We start from the raw sequence: 19,419 nt of genomic DNA, 5'->3' as shown, positions 1-19,419 counted from the left end.
GGAGTGTCAAGTCGTACCCTCACCGGACATCAGGATTGGGTAAGGGCAGTGGCCATCAGTCCCAAAGGGGAGTGGTTGGTTTCTGCTTCAGACGATAACACCCTGAAACTGTGGGATGTGGCTACCGGACAGGAGATGATCACCTTTTGGGGCGATGGTGGCTTTAACTGTTGTGCTTTCACACCCGATGGTCAAAAGATTGTGGCGGGTGACAGCTTGGGGCAGATACACATTTTAGAAATTGTGGGTCTTTATTAGCTGAATAGAATGATCAATCCTAATCGCTCTCGTTCTCCGACTCCTCTTGAGGCCTATTCCAATTCACCGGAATTGGGGGAATTTTTGCAACAAAAACGCCTGAATTTCACAGGCAGAAACTTTGTTTTTGATGCCATCAAACAGTTTATTAACCGCTATTCACGGGGATATTTTACCCTGGTGGGTTATCCAGGTATGGGAAAAACTGCCATTCTGGTGCAGTTGCTTAACCTGTATCCCGATCTAATTTTTACGACAACAGAATTAGACCCGAATTTCAGCGATCGCACCTTGGAAACTCTCTGCCATCAGTTAATTAATCGCTATCAATTAACCGATATTCCCTTACTGGAAGATTCCCCCCAGGGCGGTTGGTTATTCTCAATTATTTTACAAAAAATTAGCGAAAAATTATCCCCCGAACAACGGTTAATCATTGCCATTGATGGAGTTGATCGCATTGACATCACCCGTCAAACCGTCGGGTCAAATCTTTTATATTTACCCCGTTATTTACCCGAAAAAGTCTATTTTATTCTCTCCCGTCGTCCCTATCTAAAAATCAAATCGGGGTTATTAACCGAAACCCCTAGCCAAATCTTAGATTTAAGCAATTATTCCTCAGAAAATCAACAGGATATTCAAGCTTATTTACAGCTTTTTATTCATAATCCTGGCTTTCAAGCAAGTTTAAATCGATGGCAAATTCAACCGGAACTAGGATTAGAATGGCTCAAAATTAATAGCGAAAATAACTTTAAATATATTTCAGAATGGATTGCTTTTTTGATGTCCGATTTATCTTCTTTTTCTCCCCTTCAGGAGCATTCAGAAACCGCAAATCTATTCCAACACATAACCCCGTCCCGGCTAACCGCCTATTATCAAAGCCTTTGGCAACAAATGACCGCAGGAAACCCAACGGAATTACAATTAAAAATCATTGCAGGTTTAAGCCAAAATCAGCAAGGTATTACCCTAGAAGCGATCGCCCAACAATTCAATGAGGATGAATATGATATTGAATTAATCTTAGAAAATTGGATCGAATTTCTGCAAATTGAAATGATTAATAATGAAATCTATTATCGGTTATATCATTCCCATTTTCGAGATTTTTTTAAGAAACTATAGCAAGCCTAAATTGGTTGTAATAACCTCTATGACTAAAACCCTTACTGTAGGGGTAATTCATGAATTACCCCTACCACAAATCAAATAGGATTGCTATATAGCAATCTATTTAAACCTGCTCTCTGTTCCCTGTGATCAATTTATGAATGGGGATAAAAAGGCATTCTAGGGGGTGCTGTTTTCCACATTAATTCGATTTCTTCAGGGGTTAATTGATAAGCTTGATTCACTAAATCTGATAACCGTTTTTCTAAGGTTAAAGCTTCTTGTTTGCGAGATTGAATGGCGGGTACATATTCTTGATAAGCTTCTCGTATGGATTTTAATCCTTTGACTCCTAAAGGGTCAGATGATTTACTTTTGGGTAATTGTTTGATCACTTCTTCGATTAATTCTTCAAAACTCAGATCGGCAAAGTTTTCTAGTTTTCGACTAATTTTTTTAACTTTATATTGAATTTGTAGCCAGGTTAAAACATCATCATTAGCAGTTTGATTAATTTTTGTGATTTCAATTAATCTTTGGACAATACAATCATACTCGACAGACATTATATTAGTCAGTGGTGCAATAGGAAAATTTTGAACATAAGGAATATCCATTGCTAATGCTTCATCTTTTTTATGGGGTAGACAACGAAAGCTTAAATACCAATTAGCAGGAGAGTTCAGACATCCCAATATCCAATAATTATCGCTCGGAATAATTAAAGCTGAATCATTAATAAATAAACTCTGATCATCAAAAGCTATTCTAGGATAAAATGCTATGCGTTGGATAATTAGTTTTGGATCTAAAAAATTCTGGTAATAGGTCGGAGAAGCTTCTATTTGCCACCAAATTTGTTTACTAGCTCTCTTTTCTAATTTATCCTTATATTGACTTAAATGTTGTTTGACACTGGGATAAGAATTAATATCAACTTCGGAGTTAGTATAAATCATCCATAAATTTTGCCATTCTGGACTCCACCGTTTAATATCTTGACCTCGTAAATAAGGTTTAATAATTTCGGCAGATTTTGGATCAGCTTGAACAATTTTATTTTTAGTTTCATCATCAATTAAAAATGCTTCATTTAACCCGGTTTTAATCCCATATAACGGTTTAACTCCTGCAAAATCTTTAAGAGGAATTCCCACACGCTGAATTTTCTTCATTAACTCCTCAACGTCGGGACGTTCTAAACTCCAATATTCGGCTGTAAATCTTGACCAAGCAACATCATAACCTTCATTATGGACATATTGAGTTAAGTTAATATTGGTTAATTTTTCTCTAGGGACTGAACAAAGTTTAACCTCTGTTTTAGTTGCTAACTCTTGAGAAGGGTAAGATTTATAAACGGATATAATACAGGGAAAAGTATCTGCATCCTCAAAAATTGGGGCGTGTCCAAAATCAATAATTTGCTCAAAAATGCTATTTTCAATAAAAAACCGACGCAAGGGTTCTCCATAACCTGCTTTTAACCATTTATTCGTAACAATATAAGATAATTTTCCGGCGGGTTTGAGGATATTTAACCCTTTTTCATAGAAATAAGCATATAAATCAGCCACTCCATTATAGGATTGATAATGATCTTTTAAATAGGGTTTTATCGAGGATAATAATTCTTGTCGGACATAGGGAGGATTTCCAATCACCACATCAAAACCCCCCTGAGCAAAAACTTCAGGAAATTCTGTTTCCCAGTTAAAGGGTTTTTCCGTAAAGTCAGCATCAGCAATGATAGAATTACCTTGTTTAATATTATGATCTAAATCGGTTAAGGATTTTCCAGGTTCAGCCGTTTTTAACCATAACGATAATTTAGTAATTTCGACCGACTCCGCCGATAAATCAACTCCATATAAATTTTGAGTTAAAATCATTGTATCTAAACGTTCTAACTCTGGTTCTGATGTTGTTACTAGGGAAGATAAGGCTTGATTAACTCGTTGATAATCTTGGAATAAATAATCAAAAGCCGCGATTAAAAATGCTCCAGAACCGCAAGCGGGGTCACAAACTTTGGTTTGTTTTAAAACTTGATCTCGATAGGTTTGCCAAAATTCAATTTCTGCCTGTTTTTGTTGCTTTTTAGTTATTTTTGTGGTAGTATTTAATTGAAAGCGATCGCGCAATTCATCTTCTTTTTGTTTGAGATACCCTCCCAAGGCAACCTGCACAATATATTGAGTAATAAAGGCTGGAGTATAAAAAATCCCTTGGGTTTTGCGTTTCCCTGATTTTTGGTTAAAATCTTGGTTTTGAGTTTTAGCTTTTAAAGCTTCTAAATCCGTAATCGATTGTTCAAAAATATGCCCTAAAATATCAACAGAAACTTCTGTTTCAAAGTCATATTTCGTTAAATTTTTGAGTTGTGTACAAAGGGGGTCAGGAACCGTTAACTGTTCATCTAATAACGGATCATGTTCAAATAATCCCCCATTATAACCCGGAATCGGTGGATCTTCATTGCCTTTATCAACCCAAGAAAATACTGATTTATAATTATCCCAGATAGGTCTAGGGTTATAAGGATCTTTGTGATCATGAGCATTATTGAGGGTATTTTTAGGTAATAATCCTCGATCTTGACAAAAAGCTAAAAATAAGATTCTATCTAAGGTTTTTTGAGCTTTTTCAATTAAAATATTATCTCGATTTGGGATATTTTTAAGACCAGTAAAGCAAAAATGATTAACAAGATTAATTCTAACATTATAATAATCTTGATAAAGTTGTTCTGTAATTTCTTGTTGTGCGGTATCGGAATCTGCCAATAACCGATCGATAATCGATTGTTGTTGTCCGGTTTTGGGTAAAAAGTTAGTGCGACAGAGTAAGTAATAAAACTTTTTGAAATTAGCGATTTCTGCTAATTCACTTAATAAAAAACATTCAAAATAAGCGGGTGTCTTCGTGAGTTGATAAAGACGTAATTCTCGATAATTAGAGACAATCACCCAACGACAATTTTCTGTATAATTCGCATATTGCCAACCTTGTTCAACCGCAGAGAGTTTGCGTCCGGGTGCAGGTCGATCTAAATCGCCTTTAGCACTTTTTAATTCAATGGGTGCAATAATTTTACCCTGAAGTTTAACCTTTCCTGCTTTCCCTTCACTTGCAGTAAATAATCCTAATGCACCATCAGCAAACCCACCTCCATCAGAAATCATTTGTTCCGCATGAATTTCCCAGGTTTTCCCTTCTCCTGAAATCACAGACCGATATCCTAAAATATCCTGAAAAATATCTTTTAAAAAATCCCCCTGTAAAGATGTTTCTTTAACTTTTTCGAGTGTTCCTGCTTTTAGGGTATTAATCCAACGTTGAAGAATTTCATGGCGGTCTAGCAAATCATCAGGAAAAGTAAAATTTCGGATTGCATTATTGAGAATTTTATTTTGAAATAAGGTTTTAGTAATTTGCATCAGGTTGGCTGAATTAAGAATAAAGTATGATGACCGGAGATGAATTACTGATTTTTATTCAAATAGAATTTCATTATAACAGAATCCTGTAAATTATTGAATCTTTTATTTAATTTTAAGGTTATTAATATTAAGAAACATCATCCTACAGGACAATAATATAGTGCTACGGATTACCGTTAGGACACTTCTACATCCTGAAACTCATTCACTGCTTACTGTTCCCTGCTAAATCAGACAATTGAGCCAATTTGTGGTAAACTTATAAAATTATATAAACGCCTAATGTTGCTATCCTAAATTTAACCTTATTTTTAATATTACGATGACAACAATACTCCCCCCCGAACCACTCACAACAACCTTACCTGACCACACCCAACTCCCTGACTCAGACGGAACCTTTGTGAAAAACTTTCAAGAACATCCTCAAAGTATTTTACTCACAGACTCAATTAACCCGATTCTGCAAAATATTCATCCCGACGGATACTATTGTATTGGTCAAGATAGTGGGATTTATTGGCGAATTACAGACCCACCTCAACGGGGAGCAGAAGCACCAGATTGGTTTTATGTTCCTAATGTTCTCCCCAGTTTAAACGGTCAAATGCGACGTTCCTATGTGCTTTGGCAAGAATATGTTGCCCCTTTAATTATTGTAGAATTTGTCTCTGGGGATGGTTCAGAAGAACGGGATAAAACATCCTTATGGACAGCAGAACCGCAAGGCAAAAAACCGGGTAAATTTTGGATTTATGAGCAAGTCATTCGTCCAGCATTTTACGGAATTTATGAAGTTGAAAAAGCTAGTATTGAAGTCTATCATTTGATAGAAAATCGCTTTGAACTTCTGCCCCAAAATGAACGCGGACATTATTTGATCCCGTCCCTAAATGTTGAATTAGGAATTTGGCAAGGTGAATATCAAAATGTAGAATTACCTTGGTTGCGCTGGTGGGATAGTGAAGGAAATTTGTTATTAACCGGGAATGAACGAGCGGAAATTGAACGTCAACGAGCGGAAACTGAACGTCAACGGGCGGAAACTGAACGCCAACGAGCGGAACGGTTAGCAGAACAATTACGAGCATTAGGAATTACACCCGAAGACTAATTATTTTTCGTTTCCGGGTATAGCACTACCTATTAAGGTGTTTGATAAGACTAAACCTTGTAACGGATTCGGTTGTAACTGTTCTAACAGTTTTTTTAGAGGAGATAAGTCAACATCCGCACTCGATTTTCCATCATATTCAAAGGGGTTATCGAGGTCATAAATTAAAACCAGAATATAGGATAAGGATAAACTAATGAGTCCAGAAATCATTAAATTAATGGTAAATTCAGGAGTTTCTATCAGTAATAAAGCTAAGAGAGAAGAAACTAAAAGAATTTTGAGTAAGGAATAGGCTGGAGTCATAAACTCTGTATCTCGAATTCGTTCTATTCTGGTAACTAACACTCGAATTTTAGCTTGTTCCCCTTGAATTCTAGCGACAATGGGAGCATCAGAATTGATAGCAAAAGTAACAAATAATTGATTCAAATCGGTTAGATTTTTTTCAATCTGTTCAAGAGGTTCTGCTTTTTCTAACCAAAGTAAAATAGATTTAACAATATCAAATAACCCTTGAGTCAGAGGTTGAGGATCATATTCTGGCTTTCTAGCAGCTAAATAAAGGTTACTATCTTGGATGGTTTCAATAGCATTAACGATCTGGATGGGAATATCTTCACAAATGCGATAATCGCTTAAGGTTCCACCTAACATAAAAGCGACAATAAATGTTACCGCAGCTAACAAGGAACCCATCTGACTATCAAAGGTTCCCAGTTGCCATCCTAATTGATGAGTTATCCATTTCATTAGGCAAAATAAGACAACAAAGGGGAGAACTTTGAAGAAGATCCTCCATCTCAACAGGAGAAAATTTAGAGATTGATTCACCATATTTGATTAAATATTAGTTTTCTGATTCAATTTTTTCTGTATTTCCTCCCTTAACCCATCCGGTGCGATCGCTATCCTGAGAAACCCGAACTTTTTGCCATCCTTTATCCTCACTTTCTCCTAACACCACCACTTTTTCGTTATAAGCAATTCCCCCAATTCGGTTCGCGTCTGTACTAGGACTATCGCGTAAAATTAAACCAATGGGCTGTGTCACAATTGCTCGATAAGCACCGGGTTCCAGCTTTTCTTCTGCTGGGGTTGGGGTGGGTGTGGGAGTAGCTTGAGGTTGAGGAGTTGTTGCTTTTGAAGCGACCTTTGCCTTGGGGTTATCATTGGGAAAGGTGGGACGTTCTGGAAGTTCTGCTAAACGCGCTGCAAAATATAAAGCTGTTGCTACCGTTGCACCCGCTAAAATTAAAATAGCCAGAAAAAAGCCAACGATAAATTTAAAAACACCATAAAGATTCATAGTTTTGGGAGCAGGTCTATACATGAATTTTTAACAGGATTAAAAACAACCATGATAACATCAACTGGACAAGGACAGAAACTGGGTTTTTCAGGAAAAAATAGGTTAGAAACCCGGTTTCTTGATCTCATCAACTGGACAAACGACGATTTAAACTACTCTGTCGAGACGCTAAACGCGCTTTTCCCGCCGCCGCCCAATCTTGAAGAAACTGAATTTGTTCTTTCGCAGTTCGGGCTAAGGGAACAATTTGACTCGCGGCTTCTAAGATATCATCGGTTGTGAAATCTCGGTTTTGACTAAAGCCAATGTGCATGGCTTCAATTAAAGTTTGTTCAATTTCCGCCCCCGAAAAATCAGGAGTTTCATAAGCTAACCGTTCAATATCATAATTTTTAATACTCTGAGGTCGGAGTTTAGATAGATGCACTTCAAAAATTGCTTTTCGTTCCTCTTGATAGGGTAATCCCACAAAGAAAATCTCATCAAATCGCCCTTTTCTTAACAGTTCCGCAGGCAAAGATTGAATATTATTGGCAGTTGCAACTACAAAAACGGGAGAGGTTTTTTCGGCTAACCATGTAATAAATGTACCAAATACCCGATTCGTTGTTCCTGAATCTCCCTTTCCATCTACTCCTGAAAAGGCTTTATCAATTTCATCAATCCACAGCACACAAGGTGCTAACGCTTCTGCTAATTGAATCATTTGTCGGGTACGAGATTCTGATTCTCCCACTAACCCTGCAAATAAACGCCCTACATCTAATCTTAATAACGGTAAATGCCAATGATGGGCGATCGCTTTTGCAGTTAAGGACTTTCCGGTTCCTTGAATTCCGACTAATAATAATCCTCTGGGATAAGGTAAACCATATTGTCTTGCCCGTTCAGAAAATGCTCCTCCCCGCCTTAATAACCAATCTTTTAAATTATCTAACCCTCCAATATCGGAAATATTTTCTTGGGCTGCATAGAAGTCTAAAATTTGAGTTTGGCGAATCGTTTGGCGTTTTTCTTCTAAGATTAATTCCAGATCATCTGCTTGTAATTCTCCATGGGTGGCGATCGCTTTGGCTAAAATTCGCCGAATTCTTTCTAAAGACAATCCTTGAAAAGAACGTACCATTTCATCGAGTAACCGAGGCTCTATCGGATGTCCCGTTGCCATTAATAATCGTTCAACTTCTGTTTTGATCTCAGTTTTATTGGGTAAGGGAAATTCTAATACCGTTAAAACTTCACTGAGATCAGATGGAATTGAAACTTGAGGGGAAATAATGATTAAATTTTTAGGTTGAGATTTCAAATTTCGCGCTAAATTTCTTAATTTCCGAGAAACCGAAATATCCTCTAAAAATCGATGAAAGTCTCTTAAAACAAAAATTGCTGGCATTGCTTCCGGTAATTTTTCTATAAATTCTAACGCTTGTAAAGGATTACGCTTTCCAGCCCCTAAATCATTAGGATTTCCCTCTTGATATCCATCAACAAAATCCCAAACATAAACCGCACGATTTCCTTGTTCTTTGGCGGCTTGTTTAATCGCAGTTTCAACTCGTTCTTCTTCTAAAGTCGGGATATAAATAATCGCGTAGCGCGATCGCAATAGTAGCTTCAATTCTTCATTGAATTTGCTCATAGAAAGAACAGGAGTGTAGAATCCGTGGAACAGGCATCTTGCCTGTTAATAGCAGCCTGTTAACAGGTTTTAACAGATTAACAGGTTTTAACAGATTAACAGGTTTTCATAGGTTAACAGGCAAGATGCCTGTTCCACGGACAGATCCCTCAACTTGGTAGATTTTGCTTCAAAGCTTGTAACGCAGCCCAGCGCCCGTCAACAAGGGTCTGGGGTTCGATTGCAGCCGGTTTTGGAGGTTCACAGGGGCCATCACAGAGTTGTCTTAGAGGCAGAGCCAAGCATAATTGCTGATACAGCCAATCCCCAGCTAAAAAATCACCTTGGGGGTGTAAACTTTCTACTGGTTCATCCAGCAAAATTTCCACTTCACCCGTTGCAGTATCCAGTTGATCAGCCGAAACATCCAACCAAATCAATTCGGACGTATCTACTTTTAACCGATGATTATATTGTTTTAAACATCGGTCACAGGTGAGAGTGACAATGGTTTCAGCTTGTACCACAACTTCAAGATAAGTGGTTTTGTGGCTCACTCGCATCCGACCCCGAACCGGAGTTAAGGTTTCTAGGTCTGGAAAAAACTCTTGAAACTCGAATTCTAAAGATCGGTTTTGTGTTCTCAGTAAATGAGGGATATAGATAGAGTCCATAATTACTTTCAAACCCTCCAACAATAAACAAGGCTAAACAAGAAGTCCTCGTCTAGCCCTTTATTTTAATCACCAAACGACGGTCGGGATCTTGTCCCCGACTATAGGTTTCTAAATCATCGCTTTCTTCGAGAAAATGATGAATCAGACGCCGTTCGACCGAGGAAAGGGACTTAATTTCCACTTCCCCGCCCGTTTGACGGACACGATTCGCGGCATGATCAGCTAAAGCCCGTAGTTCTAAATGACGTCGAATTCGATATCCGTTCAGTTCTACGGTGTAAGAGGTGCGTTCTTCGTCCTCTTTGCCTAGGTTGTGAATGGCGTTAAGTAAATATTGAATCGCATCTAAAACTTCCCCATCCTGGCCCACCAAAATAGCCACTTGTTCGGGGGTGAGATTGACTTCATCTATCGTTAACCAACAGGAGTCTGCCTCTAAACTCGGTTTGACGGTGGAAGGAACGCCCCCTAATTTGAGCAATTCCTCCAACCACTCTTGACCCTGTTGTATATCGCTGTTGTTCATTGCTAGGATTGCGCCTTTTTCTTAGAACGTCTCGGCTCAAAGGGTAACGCTTCTCGTTCTTCCCCTTCCGCCGTCGCCAATTTAGCGGTTTTATTGGATTCTTCCACAATTTTTTGCAGGTTTTCAGGCAGGGGTTCCCGCGATAAAATAAAGGCTTGAATGGTTTGGAAGATATTGGCAACCAGCATATACAGCAACACACCTGCGGGGAGGGGGAAGAAGAAGAACATCCCACTAAAAATTACCGGAGTAATTTTATTCACTGTATCTTGCTGAGGATTCCCACTGGAACCTTGCCCTTGTCCAGAGAGGACTTGGTTGAGGTATAAAGACACCCCAAAGGCTAGAATCATGCCGACAATATCCCAGTGAATCGTACCATCGGGATCAACGGCTCCCACGCGACCCAAGGCATCAATAAACAAGAATCCTTTATCCGATGCTAATCCTCTCAAGCCCACTTGAATACTGGCATCTCCAGGAGCCAAGGCAATGATTTGACCGTTTTCATTGACTTGAATTTTGTCTTCTCCTTTGAGAACTTTCCAGGTGGGGGTTAAATGCACATCTGGATATTGAGCTAATTCCGTTTGTAAGGGTTTACCCTCAACGGTTTGGAGTTCAACGGGGACTTGATCTCCAACGCCTAAACGGTTTCCACTGGGAATCATTGCCACAACAGAGGCATGAATTCCATCAGCAAAATAATAGTTTTGCGGTTTAGTGGCGTAGGCTTGGGGTTGAATTTGTTGAATTTGTTCACGGGGAAAAATTTGAACATCAACCGTATAGTTAACGTCTGAAAAGGGTGAACCCCGTAATGTGGCAAACAACGCGAAGAGAATGGGCATTTGAATCAGAAGCGGGAAACATCCGGCTAAGGGATTTCCCAATTCTTTGTAGACTCTACTCATTTCTTCCCGTTGTTTTTCCGGGTCATCTTTATATTGTTGTTGAATTTTGTCAACCCGTTCTTTCATTAACGGTTGGGTTACTTTCATTCGCCGCATATTGCGAATTGAACCCGCATTCAAGGGATAAAGCGCGAAGCGCACCACTAAGGTTAACGCCACAATCGCTAAACCGTAACTCGGCACGATCCCGTAGAAAAAATCTAGGATCGGCAACATCACATTGTTGGAAAGAAACCCGATACCAAAGTCCATTCTTTTGAGTTTATTGAACTGCTTGGATTGAATATAGATTAATTTTAAGAACCATTCGCCAACACTTGACCGATAGGCGGGTGACAACCCAGTTGATTGATCAGCGTTGAGGCTCAACAGGAAGGAACTCAATCCTGTTAAGGGCGATGTTGTCCCATATCAAGATCATCGGCTCATCGCAGCACTGGCTTTTTGAGCTTGGGGCGAGAGTTTTTCTAGGATAAAGTCATAGACTTCTCGAAAACGAGGAACAGCCCGGAGTTCCAGACGAGAACCATTTTTTAGGGTCAATACCATATCCCCCCAAGCCCCAAATCCTCTAGGAACTTTCGCGATTTTGGCGATTTCTGAATAGACGATATCAGTACGGTCTTGACCCATCCATCCACCCATGACGGATATCCGGCGATTGGTGATGCGATAGCGCAGCCATAACGCCCGGACAATTGCCCCAATGGTGAGAGGGATGCCAATAATCGTCAGCCCTATTAATAGATTGATAATGAGGTCGCCGATAGCGGGGCCTCCTTCATAAAAACTTTCCTCCCGTATACCCATTTAAAACCTCTGCTTCTACCAACAACTGTTTTAATTCTTGCAGAATTTCTGCATAATTGCACTGATCGGCTGTTGGTTTGACGACAATCACCACATCCCAACCGGGGGATACCTGGGGTAAAAACTGATGCCAAGCTGCCCGAATTTGGCGTTTGATCCGATTTCGGACAACAGCCCGTTTACTGACTTTTTGGCTAATGGAAATTCCCATCCGAGTCGGGTGAACAGAGGCGGAGTTTGTTAAATTCTTTTCTGTTCTATAAGGTTGACCTCGTAACGCCCTCAAGGTCAAATGAGGGGTTTTTCGATGCAGTCCTTTGCTGTAGACGGCTTTGAAGTCTTTGGGATGTCGGAGTCGATTGATTTTGGGTAACATGAATCAGGTACTGCCACCCACAAATTCACCCATTTCCCTCAGCTTGACCATCGGGATCGCCATGAGTTCGTGGGAATAGCAATAGGGTGTCTTTAATTCGGAGCAAGGAATTAAAACGTTAAACGTGCCCGTCCTTTTTTGCGACGGGCTTTGATCACGGCTTGGCCGTTTTTTGTCCGCATCCTTACCCTGAAGCCAGAAACTCTTTTCTTTTTGCGGTTTGTTCCTTGCAGGGTTTGTTGAGCCATTGCTTACCTCCGGTGCCTTTTCGTTAATTTTTAATCAAAAGTCACAATTTTTCAGTATATCACAATTGTTGGACTTTCTCTCCCGGCTTCACAGTAATCTGTTAATCGGGACTGATCCCTCTTAACAATGGGCACTCTGGCAACGAAGATTAATCATCAATACTCAAAATCCAAGTTCCGACATAACGCAACATGGGAACATCTCCAGGGGTACGAATATTGGCGTTAAAGTTGAAAACCCCCCCAAAGGTGGGATTTTTGACGTTAGACATCACGATTTCAACTTTCGTACCCGCCGGAATCGGTTCTTGAGGATAAATTTGGATAATATGGTTTTCTTTATCCCAAATCACTTCTTCTAAGGGAATTGGTTTATTTTGAACCCGAATTTGTACCCGGTCGGGATCTATCGTCCCTTTGTAATAGTCGGGATAGGTGATGGAAACTTCTGCGATCGCTAAGTTCAACTTATCGGCTGGAAGTCTGAGTTTGTAGCGATCCCACTCCCCTGAACGTCCGCTTTCAAGAAAATAATTTAAAATATTGGTTTTATCGGGGCCACTGAGTAAGGTAATACCCGGTAAACCTTGGGCTTGAGTTATTTCAGCTAAACCCGTCACCGCCAAACCCGTAATCAAGATCGCAGAAAATAGTTGTCGCATACACACTCCCGTAACACAGTGAAATTTTGTTTAAGTTTTCTGAACTAGATAAAGACAAGTTAAAGATAAGAATCCAAATCAGGCATTTAGCTTTACGATGCAAAATTAGAACTCTATTGTTACACAACTCGGGATAGAGAGGAAAGATCGCAGGGGGAGAGGAGGAGTAGGGGAAGTAGGGGCGACAGGAGAAGGAATGCTACGCCTACCAGGGTTCGCTGACTTTTCAAAGTCAATCATCAACAGTCAACAGTCAAGCTAATCGTTAACAGTGAACACAATTATGAGGAGATTTTATGAAAATTGGTATTGCTAAAGAAAGTCAGGTCGATGAACGGCGAGTCGCCCTCATCCCTGATGTTGTTGCTCGTTTGGTGAAACAAGGCGTGGAAGTGTGGGTGGAGGCTGGGGCTGGGGAACGGGCTTGTTTTTCCGATAGCACCTATGAACAGGTGGGGGCAAAAATCGCTGATCAAGGTACCGTTTGGCGTGAGGCAGATGTGCTGTTGAAAGTGGGGGTCTTGCAAGACTTTGAAGTGTCTCAACTGCGTTCTGGGGGGGTGTTAATTAGCTTTTTAAACCCCTTGGGAAATCCTGAATTAGTTCAGAAACTCGCAGCCCAGAACGTTACCGCTTTTAGTATGGAACTGATCCCCCGTACCAGTCGCGCCCAAAGCATGGATGCCTTATCTTCTCAAGCGAACTTAGCGGGATATAAGGCGGTATTAATTGCAGCAACGGCTTTACCGAAATATTTCCCTATGTTAACAACGGCTGCCGGAACCATTCGTCCCGCTAAGGTGTTGATTTTGGGAGCCGGGGTTGCTGGGTTACAAGCGATCGCTACCGCCCGACGGCTGGGTGCTATTGTCGAAGGGTTTGATATTCGTCCCGAAGTTAAAGAACAAGTCCAAAGTTTAGGGGCCAAATTTGTGGATGTGTCCCTGGAGGAAGATACCGTTGCTGAAGGCGGTTATGCCAAGGAAATCTCCGAAAAAGCCAAGGAACGCACCCGTGAAGTTCTGACGCAGCACGTCGCCGCCTCTGATGTGGTGGTGACAACGGCCCAAGTTCCCGGTAGAAAAGCACCTGTATTAGTAACAGAAGACATGGTAGCCCACATGAAACCGGGTTCGGTAATTGTTGATTTGGCAGCCGAACAAGGCGGAAATTGTGAATGCAGCGAACCGGGAAAAGATGTGGTTAAACATGGTGTAACGATTATTGGGCCGATTAATTTACCGTCTTCGATGCCCATTCATGCCAGCGAAGTTTATGCCAAAAATCTCTCGGCTTTATTAACATTAATGATTAACAAAGAGAAGCAACTCAACCTCAATTTTGCAGATGATATTCTCGATGGAGCTTGTGTAACTCATAACGGTGAAATTCGTTCCGAAAGAGTTAAACAAGCCTTAAGCCTCAATCATCAACAGTCTCCTGTAAACAGTTAACTGTCAATTGTTCTGAAATTATGACTACTGAAACCTTAATTTCCGCATTGTTTGTGTTTGTTTTAGCGACCTTTGCGGGGTTTGAAGTGATTACCAAAGTTCCGCCGACATTGCATACACCCTTAATGTCTGGGGCTAATGCGATTTCAGGAATTTCCGTTTTAGGCGCGTTAATTATTGCGGGCGATCGCGATTGGAATGTCACCGTGATTCTTGGATTTATTGGCATTATTCTCGCCATGATTAACGTTGTCGGTGGCTTTTTAGTCACAGATCGAATGCTGGAAATGTTTAAGAAAAAGGAGGCTAAAGCCTAATGGATATTCGTTTAACGGGAATACAACTCAGCTATTTAGTGGCTGTCACCTTGTTTTTCTTTGGATTAAAAAAATTAGGATCTCCAGCAACAGCCAGAAACGGCAATTTATGGGCAGCTATTGGGATGTTAATTGCCGTTGTTGCCACCCTGTTAGATCGGCAAGTTTTGAACTATGAAATGATCGCTCTCGCCTTAATTATTGGTTCAGTTATTGGGGCAGTAATTGCGTATAAAGTTCAAATGACAGAAATGCCCCAAATGGTGGGGTTACTCAATGGTTTAGGGGGTGCAGCTTCTTCCATGGTAGCGGTGGGAGAATTTTGGCGGTATTTAGCTTTAGCAGAATCTCCCCCTTTAGGCACAACCATTACGGCTATTTTAGGGGTATTAATTGGAGGTGTAACCTTTACAGGTTCCATGATTGCCTTTGCCAAATTACAGGGAATTATGAGTGGTTCTCCCATCTTATTTCCCCTACAACAACAGTTTAATATTCTGCTGTTTGTTGCCTTTGGTTTGGGTAGTGTTTATATTTGCCTAACCCCGTTTAATGTGGCGGTCTTTTTAGGGTTAGTTTTCATTTCTCTAATATTAGGCGTGTTATTTGTCATCCCCATTGGTGGCGGTGATATGCCCGTTGTGATTTCTCTGTTAAACTCCTTTTCGGGGTTAGCCGCATCTGCCGCCGGGTTTGTTGTGATGAACAACCTGTTAATCATTGCTGGGGCGTTGGTGGGGGCATCGGGGATTATCTTAACGGTGATTATGTGTAAGGCGATGAACCGTTCTTTAACGAACGTGCTATTTGCTGGGTTTGGCACAGGAGAAGCCGGTTCTGGGGCTGCCAGTGGAGGCACTGCAACCGATCAAACGGTTCGCAGTATTGACCCCGAAGAAGGGGCGATGATGTTAGGATATGCCCGTTCTGTGGTCATTGTCCCCGGTTATGGTATGGCTGTAGCCCAAGCCCAGCATAGTGTTAAGGAGTTGGTGGATCAATTAGAAAGTAATGGGGTGGATGTTAAATATGCCATTCATCCTGTGGCGGGACGGATGCCGGGACACATGAATGTACTGTTAGCAGAGGCGAATGTTCCCTATCCTCAGTTATATGATATGGATGACATTAATCCACAGTTTGATCAAACCGATGTGGCATTAGTTATCGGAGCAAACGATGTGGTGAACCCGGCCGCACGGGAAGATAAAAATAGCCCCATTTATGGAATGCCAATTTTGGATGTCGATAAAGCTAAACATACCATTGTGATTAAACGCAGTATGAATACTGGGTTTGCTGGGGTGGAAAATGATTTGTTCTACAAAGACAAAACCATGATGTTGTTTGGCAGTGCTAAGGATGTTGTTGCTAAGTTAGTTTCGGAAGTAAAACAACTGTAAAAACATCCTTTGTGACCCTCTCCGTAATTTCGGGGAGGGTTTTTAATTTAGGAATTATAATAAGATTAAGAGCGAAGCGATCGCTTAAATCAACAATAGAGTAATGGTTAAACAGATGTCATCAATACCCAGTGTTAAACAAGAAATGATAGTTAACATTATTTCTGTTATATTTTGAGTGTATCAGTTGTAAAACCTTCTATCTAGGTAATGGACATGGATCTTACTGCTACCTTAAATCAAATTACATCTCTGAGTATTGTAGACCGGATTCGTCTTGTACAAGCAATTTGGGATAGTATAGCAGAAGAGCAAACTTATCTTGATTTGACAGATGTAGAGAAACAAGAACTTGATCATCGAATTACTGCTTATGAAACCAATCCAGATGATGTGATGACTTGGGAGGATATAAAAGCTTCAATTAAAAGAAAATAAAAAAATCATGAATTATGTCCTAGTATTTAGACCAGAAGTTCGTGAAGAACTTAATGAAGCTTATGATTGGTATGAAAATCAGCAAACCGGACTAGGTGATGATTTTTTGGATTCTATAGACGAGGTATTAAATCGCATTTGCCAGATGCCAGAGTCTTATCCAATAGTTTATCGTGATGTTAGGCGGTCTGTGGTGCGTCGCTTCCCTTATCTTGTTTACTATCGGATTGTATCGAGTCGGGTGATTATAACGGCAATTTTTCATAGTCGGAGAGATCCAAAAGCTTTGAAAATCCGAACATAATCAACAGTTGTAGCGAAACTTATTTTTTATCAATTATATATTATCCTTGTTAGTTTCGGAAGTGAAGCAACTTTAGAAGCTCTTTTTCTTATACCTTTGCTAACCCTCCTCTGATTCACAGGAGGCTTTTTAGTCGGATCTCATTCTGTCTCTCAACACTCAATATTGAAGTTTTGTATAGGTTTTAATCTGAATACAATAGCTCAGTTTTATAATCTTTGTTATGTAAATCTCCTTCCCCTGGCAAATATCTTGGATAATCCCTTAAACAAACTTAAACAACTAGGCGAAAATGCAGTTAACGACGCTACCCAAAAACTGAATGATAGCGTTGATAAACTCACAACGAAAATTCCTGAATCTCCAGAAAAGATTGCTGAGAAATTTAGGGACAAGACTAAAGAAATTCAAGAGACTGTTAAACAGATTTCAGAAGTTCAAGATGTTATTTCTAAAAATGCAACTGAAACAACAGAAAAAATGCAGAAAAAAGCCTCTCAAGCTGTTGAATCACTTCATAAATCACTGAAAAATGGCAAAGAAAATATAGCTAAAATTATTAGAAATTATCCTTCTAGCACTCAGCCAGTTTTACCAACCCTAGAAATTTTTATTGGCGATCAATTATTGTCTCCTATACCCTATGGTTTTTTCCAGGTTGCATTTACAAACCAAGGAAGAAAATTGATTTGTAGTAGAGGAGATGGTTTTATAACCTTTTGGGACTGGTTAAACAGTAAGGTTGTTAAAATCAATAAAGATCAACGAAAAAACTTTGTTGAATTTAACTTTTATGATCAAGCGATCACTGCGCTTGATGTTAGCCAAGACGAAAGATTCTTAGCAACTGCTAGTGGAAATCAACCGATTAAATTATGGAATCTACATAAACGAGAAAAACTTTTTGATTTTGGATCTAAATTAAATTCTGTTGTAGTTATTAAATTTAGTCATGATAGTCAGTTATTAGCGATCGCAGGAGTAGATAACTTCATTAAAGTTTTGAATATCAAGTCAAAGTCGGAAATCTTAACGTTATCAGGTCATGAAAGCTGTATTCGTTCTCTTAGTTTTAGTGAAGATAGGAAATTTTTAGCTGGTGCTAGTGATGATGGTAATATAACAATCTGGAATTTAAGCACAGGAAAAATTGATCGTACTTTTCTCGGTCATCGCGGTGGAACTTATAGTATTTTGTTTAGTTCTAAAAAGCCAGTTCTAATTAGTGGTGGTCATGATAACTTGATTAAAATATGGGATATTACAGGTAATCTCATCTACGAAATGAAGGGACATCAAGGCTCCATCACTTGTTTAGCAATTAGCTGTGATGAAAAAACCTTAGCAAGTGGAAGCTTTGATAAAACGATTAAAATTTGGGGCTTTAAAAAGAAAAACCTGATCTCCACAATTGAGAGCCACTCACAGGTTGTTACTTCTCTAGCGTTTAGTCCTACAGACCAGATATTAGCGAGTAGCAGTATTGATGAATCAGTGAAAGTATGGGATATTAAATTTTTAAATAATAAATCAAAATTATGGGTTGTCTTCTCTATAGGAATTTTATTCTCTATTGTAGCCTTAGTATTTAATATTGTTATTTTCAATACTGATGATAATCAATGTTTAAATATTTTAGGAGATTGTATTAATCAACGTTCCTATAAAACCACACTAATTTTATCTCTAAATTTTATAATTTTACTTTCAGCTATTTTTTTAACAGCTATACTTTTTAAAGCTCGTCGTTCTCCATTACGAGCCATTTTATCAGTAGTTCAAATGTCTGTTTTAGAAAGATTTTCCCTATCAATAGAGACTTTAGTAATAACTTTAACAAGAATTATAGCTTTGTTTGGGCGTGGGAGTTGAGATGAACAGGTAAAGATGATGCGATCGCCCTTTCTATTATATGTTAACTGTATCAGTGGCAAACTCTTTTCTTATCTCTCATAGAATATTATCAACGCTATAATTCTATCCTATCTCGTAATCTCCAAAATTCCTTGACAATAAGCGACTCGCGCCGCCCGATGTTCGCCCAAATCCGCTAAAATCGCCTCAAAATCTTGCCAGCTTACATCCACAAATAGCACACGCTGTCCAGGGGGAACGCTAAGTTGTTTGAGTTGCAGTGTCACCATTACCATTACCCTTTTCTAAGAGTTACTTTTAGTTTAATACAATTCAAAATAAAAATTTTATTCTTGTTCCCTATTTTTTTATTAAATATTTTTATGATCTTTGCTTTTCGTCAAGCTGATCAACCCATTATTCAAGGTAATCAAGAATTGTGAAATATCTGCTCGACACCGACCACATTAGTTTCCTACAGCGAGTCTCGTAACTTAATATTATTAACTAGAAATGTTAGGGACTTTAGCAAAGTTCCTGGTTTGAAAACAGAAGATTGGACGGTTTGACAC

General features: G+C 39.5%; 21 protein-coding genes. 9 read left to right on the top strand and 12 right to left on the bottom strand.

Features of this window, described 5'->3' with window-relative positions:
• Window positions 1–3 precede the first annotated feature (3 nt).
• Window positions 4–258 carry a WD40 repeat domain-containing protein gene (locus PL9214_RS12890; protein ID WP_072719216.1) on the top strand — a complete coding sequence of 85 codons (255 nt, stop codon included), beginning with the start codon at window positions 4–6 and terminating at the stop codon, window positions 256–258.
• Between the two features lie 9 nt (window positions 259–267).
• Window positions 268–1,392 carry an ATP-binding protein gene (locus PL9214_RS12885; RefSeq protein WP_083580000.1) on the top strand — a complete coding sequence of 375 codons (1,125 nt, stop codon included), beginning with the start codon at window positions 268–270 and terminating at the stop codon, window positions 1,390–1,392.
• Between the two features lie 140 nt (window positions 1,393–1,532).
• Here the strand turns inward: PL9214_RS12885 and PL9214_RS12880 are convergent, their stop codons facing one another.
• Complete coding sequence (locus PL9214_RS12880) at window positions 1,533–4,817, bottom strand: Eco57I restriction-modification methylase domain-containing protein (protein ID WP_072719215.1); 3,285 nt, start codon at window positions 4,815–4,817, stop codon at window positions 1,533–1,535.
• A gap of 325 nt (window positions 4,818–5,142) precedes the next feature.
• Here PL9214_RS12880 and PL9214_RS12875 point away from each other — a divergent pair, with 325 nt between their 5' ends.
• Window positions 5,143–5,934, top strand: coding sequence for a Uma2 family endonuclease (locus PL9214_RS12875; RefSeq protein ID WP_072719214.1), 792 nt, complete (start codon window positions 5,143–5,145; stop codon window positions 5,932–5,934).
• Here PL9214_RS12875 and PL9214_RS12870 read toward each other — a convergent pair whose 3' ends face one another.
• From PL9214_RS12870 to PL9214_RS12825, 10 genes are all read right to left on the bottom strand, one after another.
• The gene (locus PL9214_RS12870) at window positions 5,935–6,687 is read right to left on the bottom strand and encodes a hypothetical protein (protein WP_072719213.1); all 753 of its coding nucleotides are present in this window, start codon (window positions 6,685–6,687) and stop codon (window positions 5,935–5,937) included.
• 97 nt (window positions 6,688–6,784) lie between these two features.
• Window positions 6,785–7,243 (bottom strand): SH3 domain-containing protein, encoded by a 459-nt coding sequence (locus PL9214_RS12865; protein ID WP_072719453.1) that lies wholly within the window; start codon window positions 7,241–7,243, stop codon window positions 6,785–6,787.
• Window positions 7,244–7,373: 130 nt separating this feature from the next.
• Entirely contained in the window at window positions 7,374–8,885 is a 1,512-nt protein-coding gene (locus PL9214_RS12860; protein ID WP_072719212.1) for a Ycf46 family AAA ATPase, read from the bottom strand.
• Between the two features lie 149 nt (window positions 8,886–9,034).
• Entirely contained in the window at window positions 9,035–9,538 is a 504-nt protein-coding gene (locus PL9214_RS12855) for a YceD family protein (RefSeq protein WP_072719211.1), read from the bottom strand.
• Between the two features lie 52 nt (window positions 9,539–9,590).
• Window positions 9,591–10,067, bottom strand: a complete 477-nt coding sequence (locus PL9214_RS12850) for a Jag family protein (RefSeq protein ID WP_072719210.1) — start codon at window positions 10,065–10,067, stop codon at window positions 9,591–9,593.
• Window positions 10,068–10,069: 2 nt separating this feature from the next.
• Complete coding sequence (gene yidC, locus PL9214_RS12845) at window positions 10,070–11,233, bottom strand: membrane protein insertase YidC (RefSeq protein WP_072719452.1); 1,164 nt, start codon at window positions 11,231–11,233, stop codon at window positions 10,070–10,072.
• Between the two features lie 165 nt (window positions 11,234–11,398).
• On the bottom strand, window positions 11,399–11,791 hold the full coding sequence (locus PL9214_RS12840) for a PH domain-containing protein (protein ID WP_072719209.1): 393 nt from the start codon (window positions 11,789–11,791) through the stop codon (window positions 11,399–11,401).
• Window positions 11,763–12,167, bottom strand: a complete 405-nt coding sequence (gene rnpA / locus PL9214_RS12835; RefSeq protein ID WP_072719208.1) for a ribonuclease P protein component — start codon at window positions 12,165–12,167, stop codon at window positions 11,763–11,765. The genes PL9214_RS12840 and rnpA overlap by 29 nt, the downstream gene beginning before the upstream one ends.
• Window positions 12,168–12,277: 110 nt before the next feature.
• Window positions 12,278–12,415: a 50S ribosomal protein L34 gene (gene rpmH / locus PL9214_RS12830; protein WP_071783091.1), complete on the bottom strand. Its 138-nt coding sequence runs from the start codon at window positions 12,413–12,415 to the stop codon at window positions 12,278–12,280.
• A 149-nt stretch (window positions 12,416–12,564) separates the two neighbouring features.
• Window positions 12,565–13,077: a DUF2808 domain-containing protein gene (locus tag PL9214_RS12825; RefSeq protein ID WP_072719207.1), complete on the bottom strand. Its 513-nt coding sequence runs from the start codon at window positions 13,075–13,077 to the stop codon at window positions 12,565–12,567.
• A 296-nt stretch (window positions 13,078–13,373) separates the two neighbouring features.
• On the opposite strand from PL9214_RS12825, the gene PL9214_RS12820 reads away from it, so the two are divergent.
• The 6 genes from PL9214_RS12820 (at window position 13,374) to PL9214_RS12795 (ending at window position 18,865) form a co-directional block, all read left to right on the top strand.
• A complete protein-coding gene (locus PL9214_RS12820) occupies window positions 13,374–14,531 on the top strand; it encodes a Re/Si-specific NAD(P)(+) transhydrogenase subunit alpha (RefSeq protein WP_072719206.1) in 1,158 nt (385 codons plus the stop codon).
• Window positions 14,532–14,551: 20 nt separating this feature from the next.
• The gene (locus tag PL9214_RS12815) at window positions 14,552–14,848 is read left to right on the top strand and encodes an NAD(P) transhydrogenase subunit alpha part 2 (RefSeq protein ID WP_072719205.1); all 297 of its coding nucleotides are present in this window, start codon (window positions 14,552–14,554) and stop codon (window positions 14,846–14,848) included.
• Window positions 14,848–16,251 carry an NAD(P)(+) transhydrogenase (Re/Si-specific) subunit beta gene (locus PL9214_RS12810; RefSeq protein ID WP_072719204.1) on the top strand — a complete coding sequence of 468 codons (1,404 nt, stop codon included), beginning with the start codon at window positions 14,848–14,850 and terminating at the stop codon, window positions 16,249–16,251. Before PL9214_RS12815 ends, PL9214_RS12810 begins: the two co-directional genes overlap by 1 nt.
• Before the next feature lie 216 nt (window positions 16,252–16,467).
• A complete protein-coding gene (locus PL9214_RS12805; RefSeq protein WP_072719451.1) occupies window positions 16,468–16,689 on the top strand; it encodes an addiction module protein in 222 nt (73 codons plus the stop codon).
• Window positions 16,690–16,696: 7 nt separating this feature from the next.
• Complete coding sequence (locus PL9214_RS12800; RefSeq protein WP_072719203.1) at window positions 16,697–16,993, top strand: type II toxin-antitoxin system RelE/ParE family toxin; 297 nt, start codon at window positions 16,697–16,699, stop codon at window positions 16,991–16,993.
• A 252-nt stretch (window positions 16,994–17,245) separates the two neighbouring features.
• Complete coding sequence (locus PL9214_RS12795) at window positions 17,246–18,865, top strand: WD40 domain-containing protein (RefSeq protein ID WP_072719202.1); 1,620 nt, start codon at window positions 17,246–17,248, stop codon at window positions 18,863–18,865.
• Window positions 18,866–18,975: 110 nt separating this feature from the next.
• Here PL9214_RS12795 and PL9214_RS30610 read toward each other — a convergent pair whose 3' ends face one another.
• The gene (locus PL9214_RS30610) at window positions 18,976–19,137 is read right to left on the bottom strand and encodes a hypothetical protein (RefSeq protein ID WP_245824242.1); all 162 of its coding nucleotides are present in this window, start codon (window positions 19,135–19,137) and stop codon (window positions 18,976–18,978) included.
• Between the last annotated feature and the right edge of the window lie 282 nt (window positions 19,138–19,419).

This window comes from Planktothrix tepida PCC 9214, from assembly GCF_900009145.1.
Lineage (GTDB): Bacteria > Cyanobacteriota > Cyanobacteriia > Cyanobacteriales > Microcoleaceae > Planktothrix > Planktothrix tepida.
The sequence above is the reverse complement of the archived record's forward strand: the minus strand, read 5'-3'. Positions and strand labels throughout refer to the sequence as shown.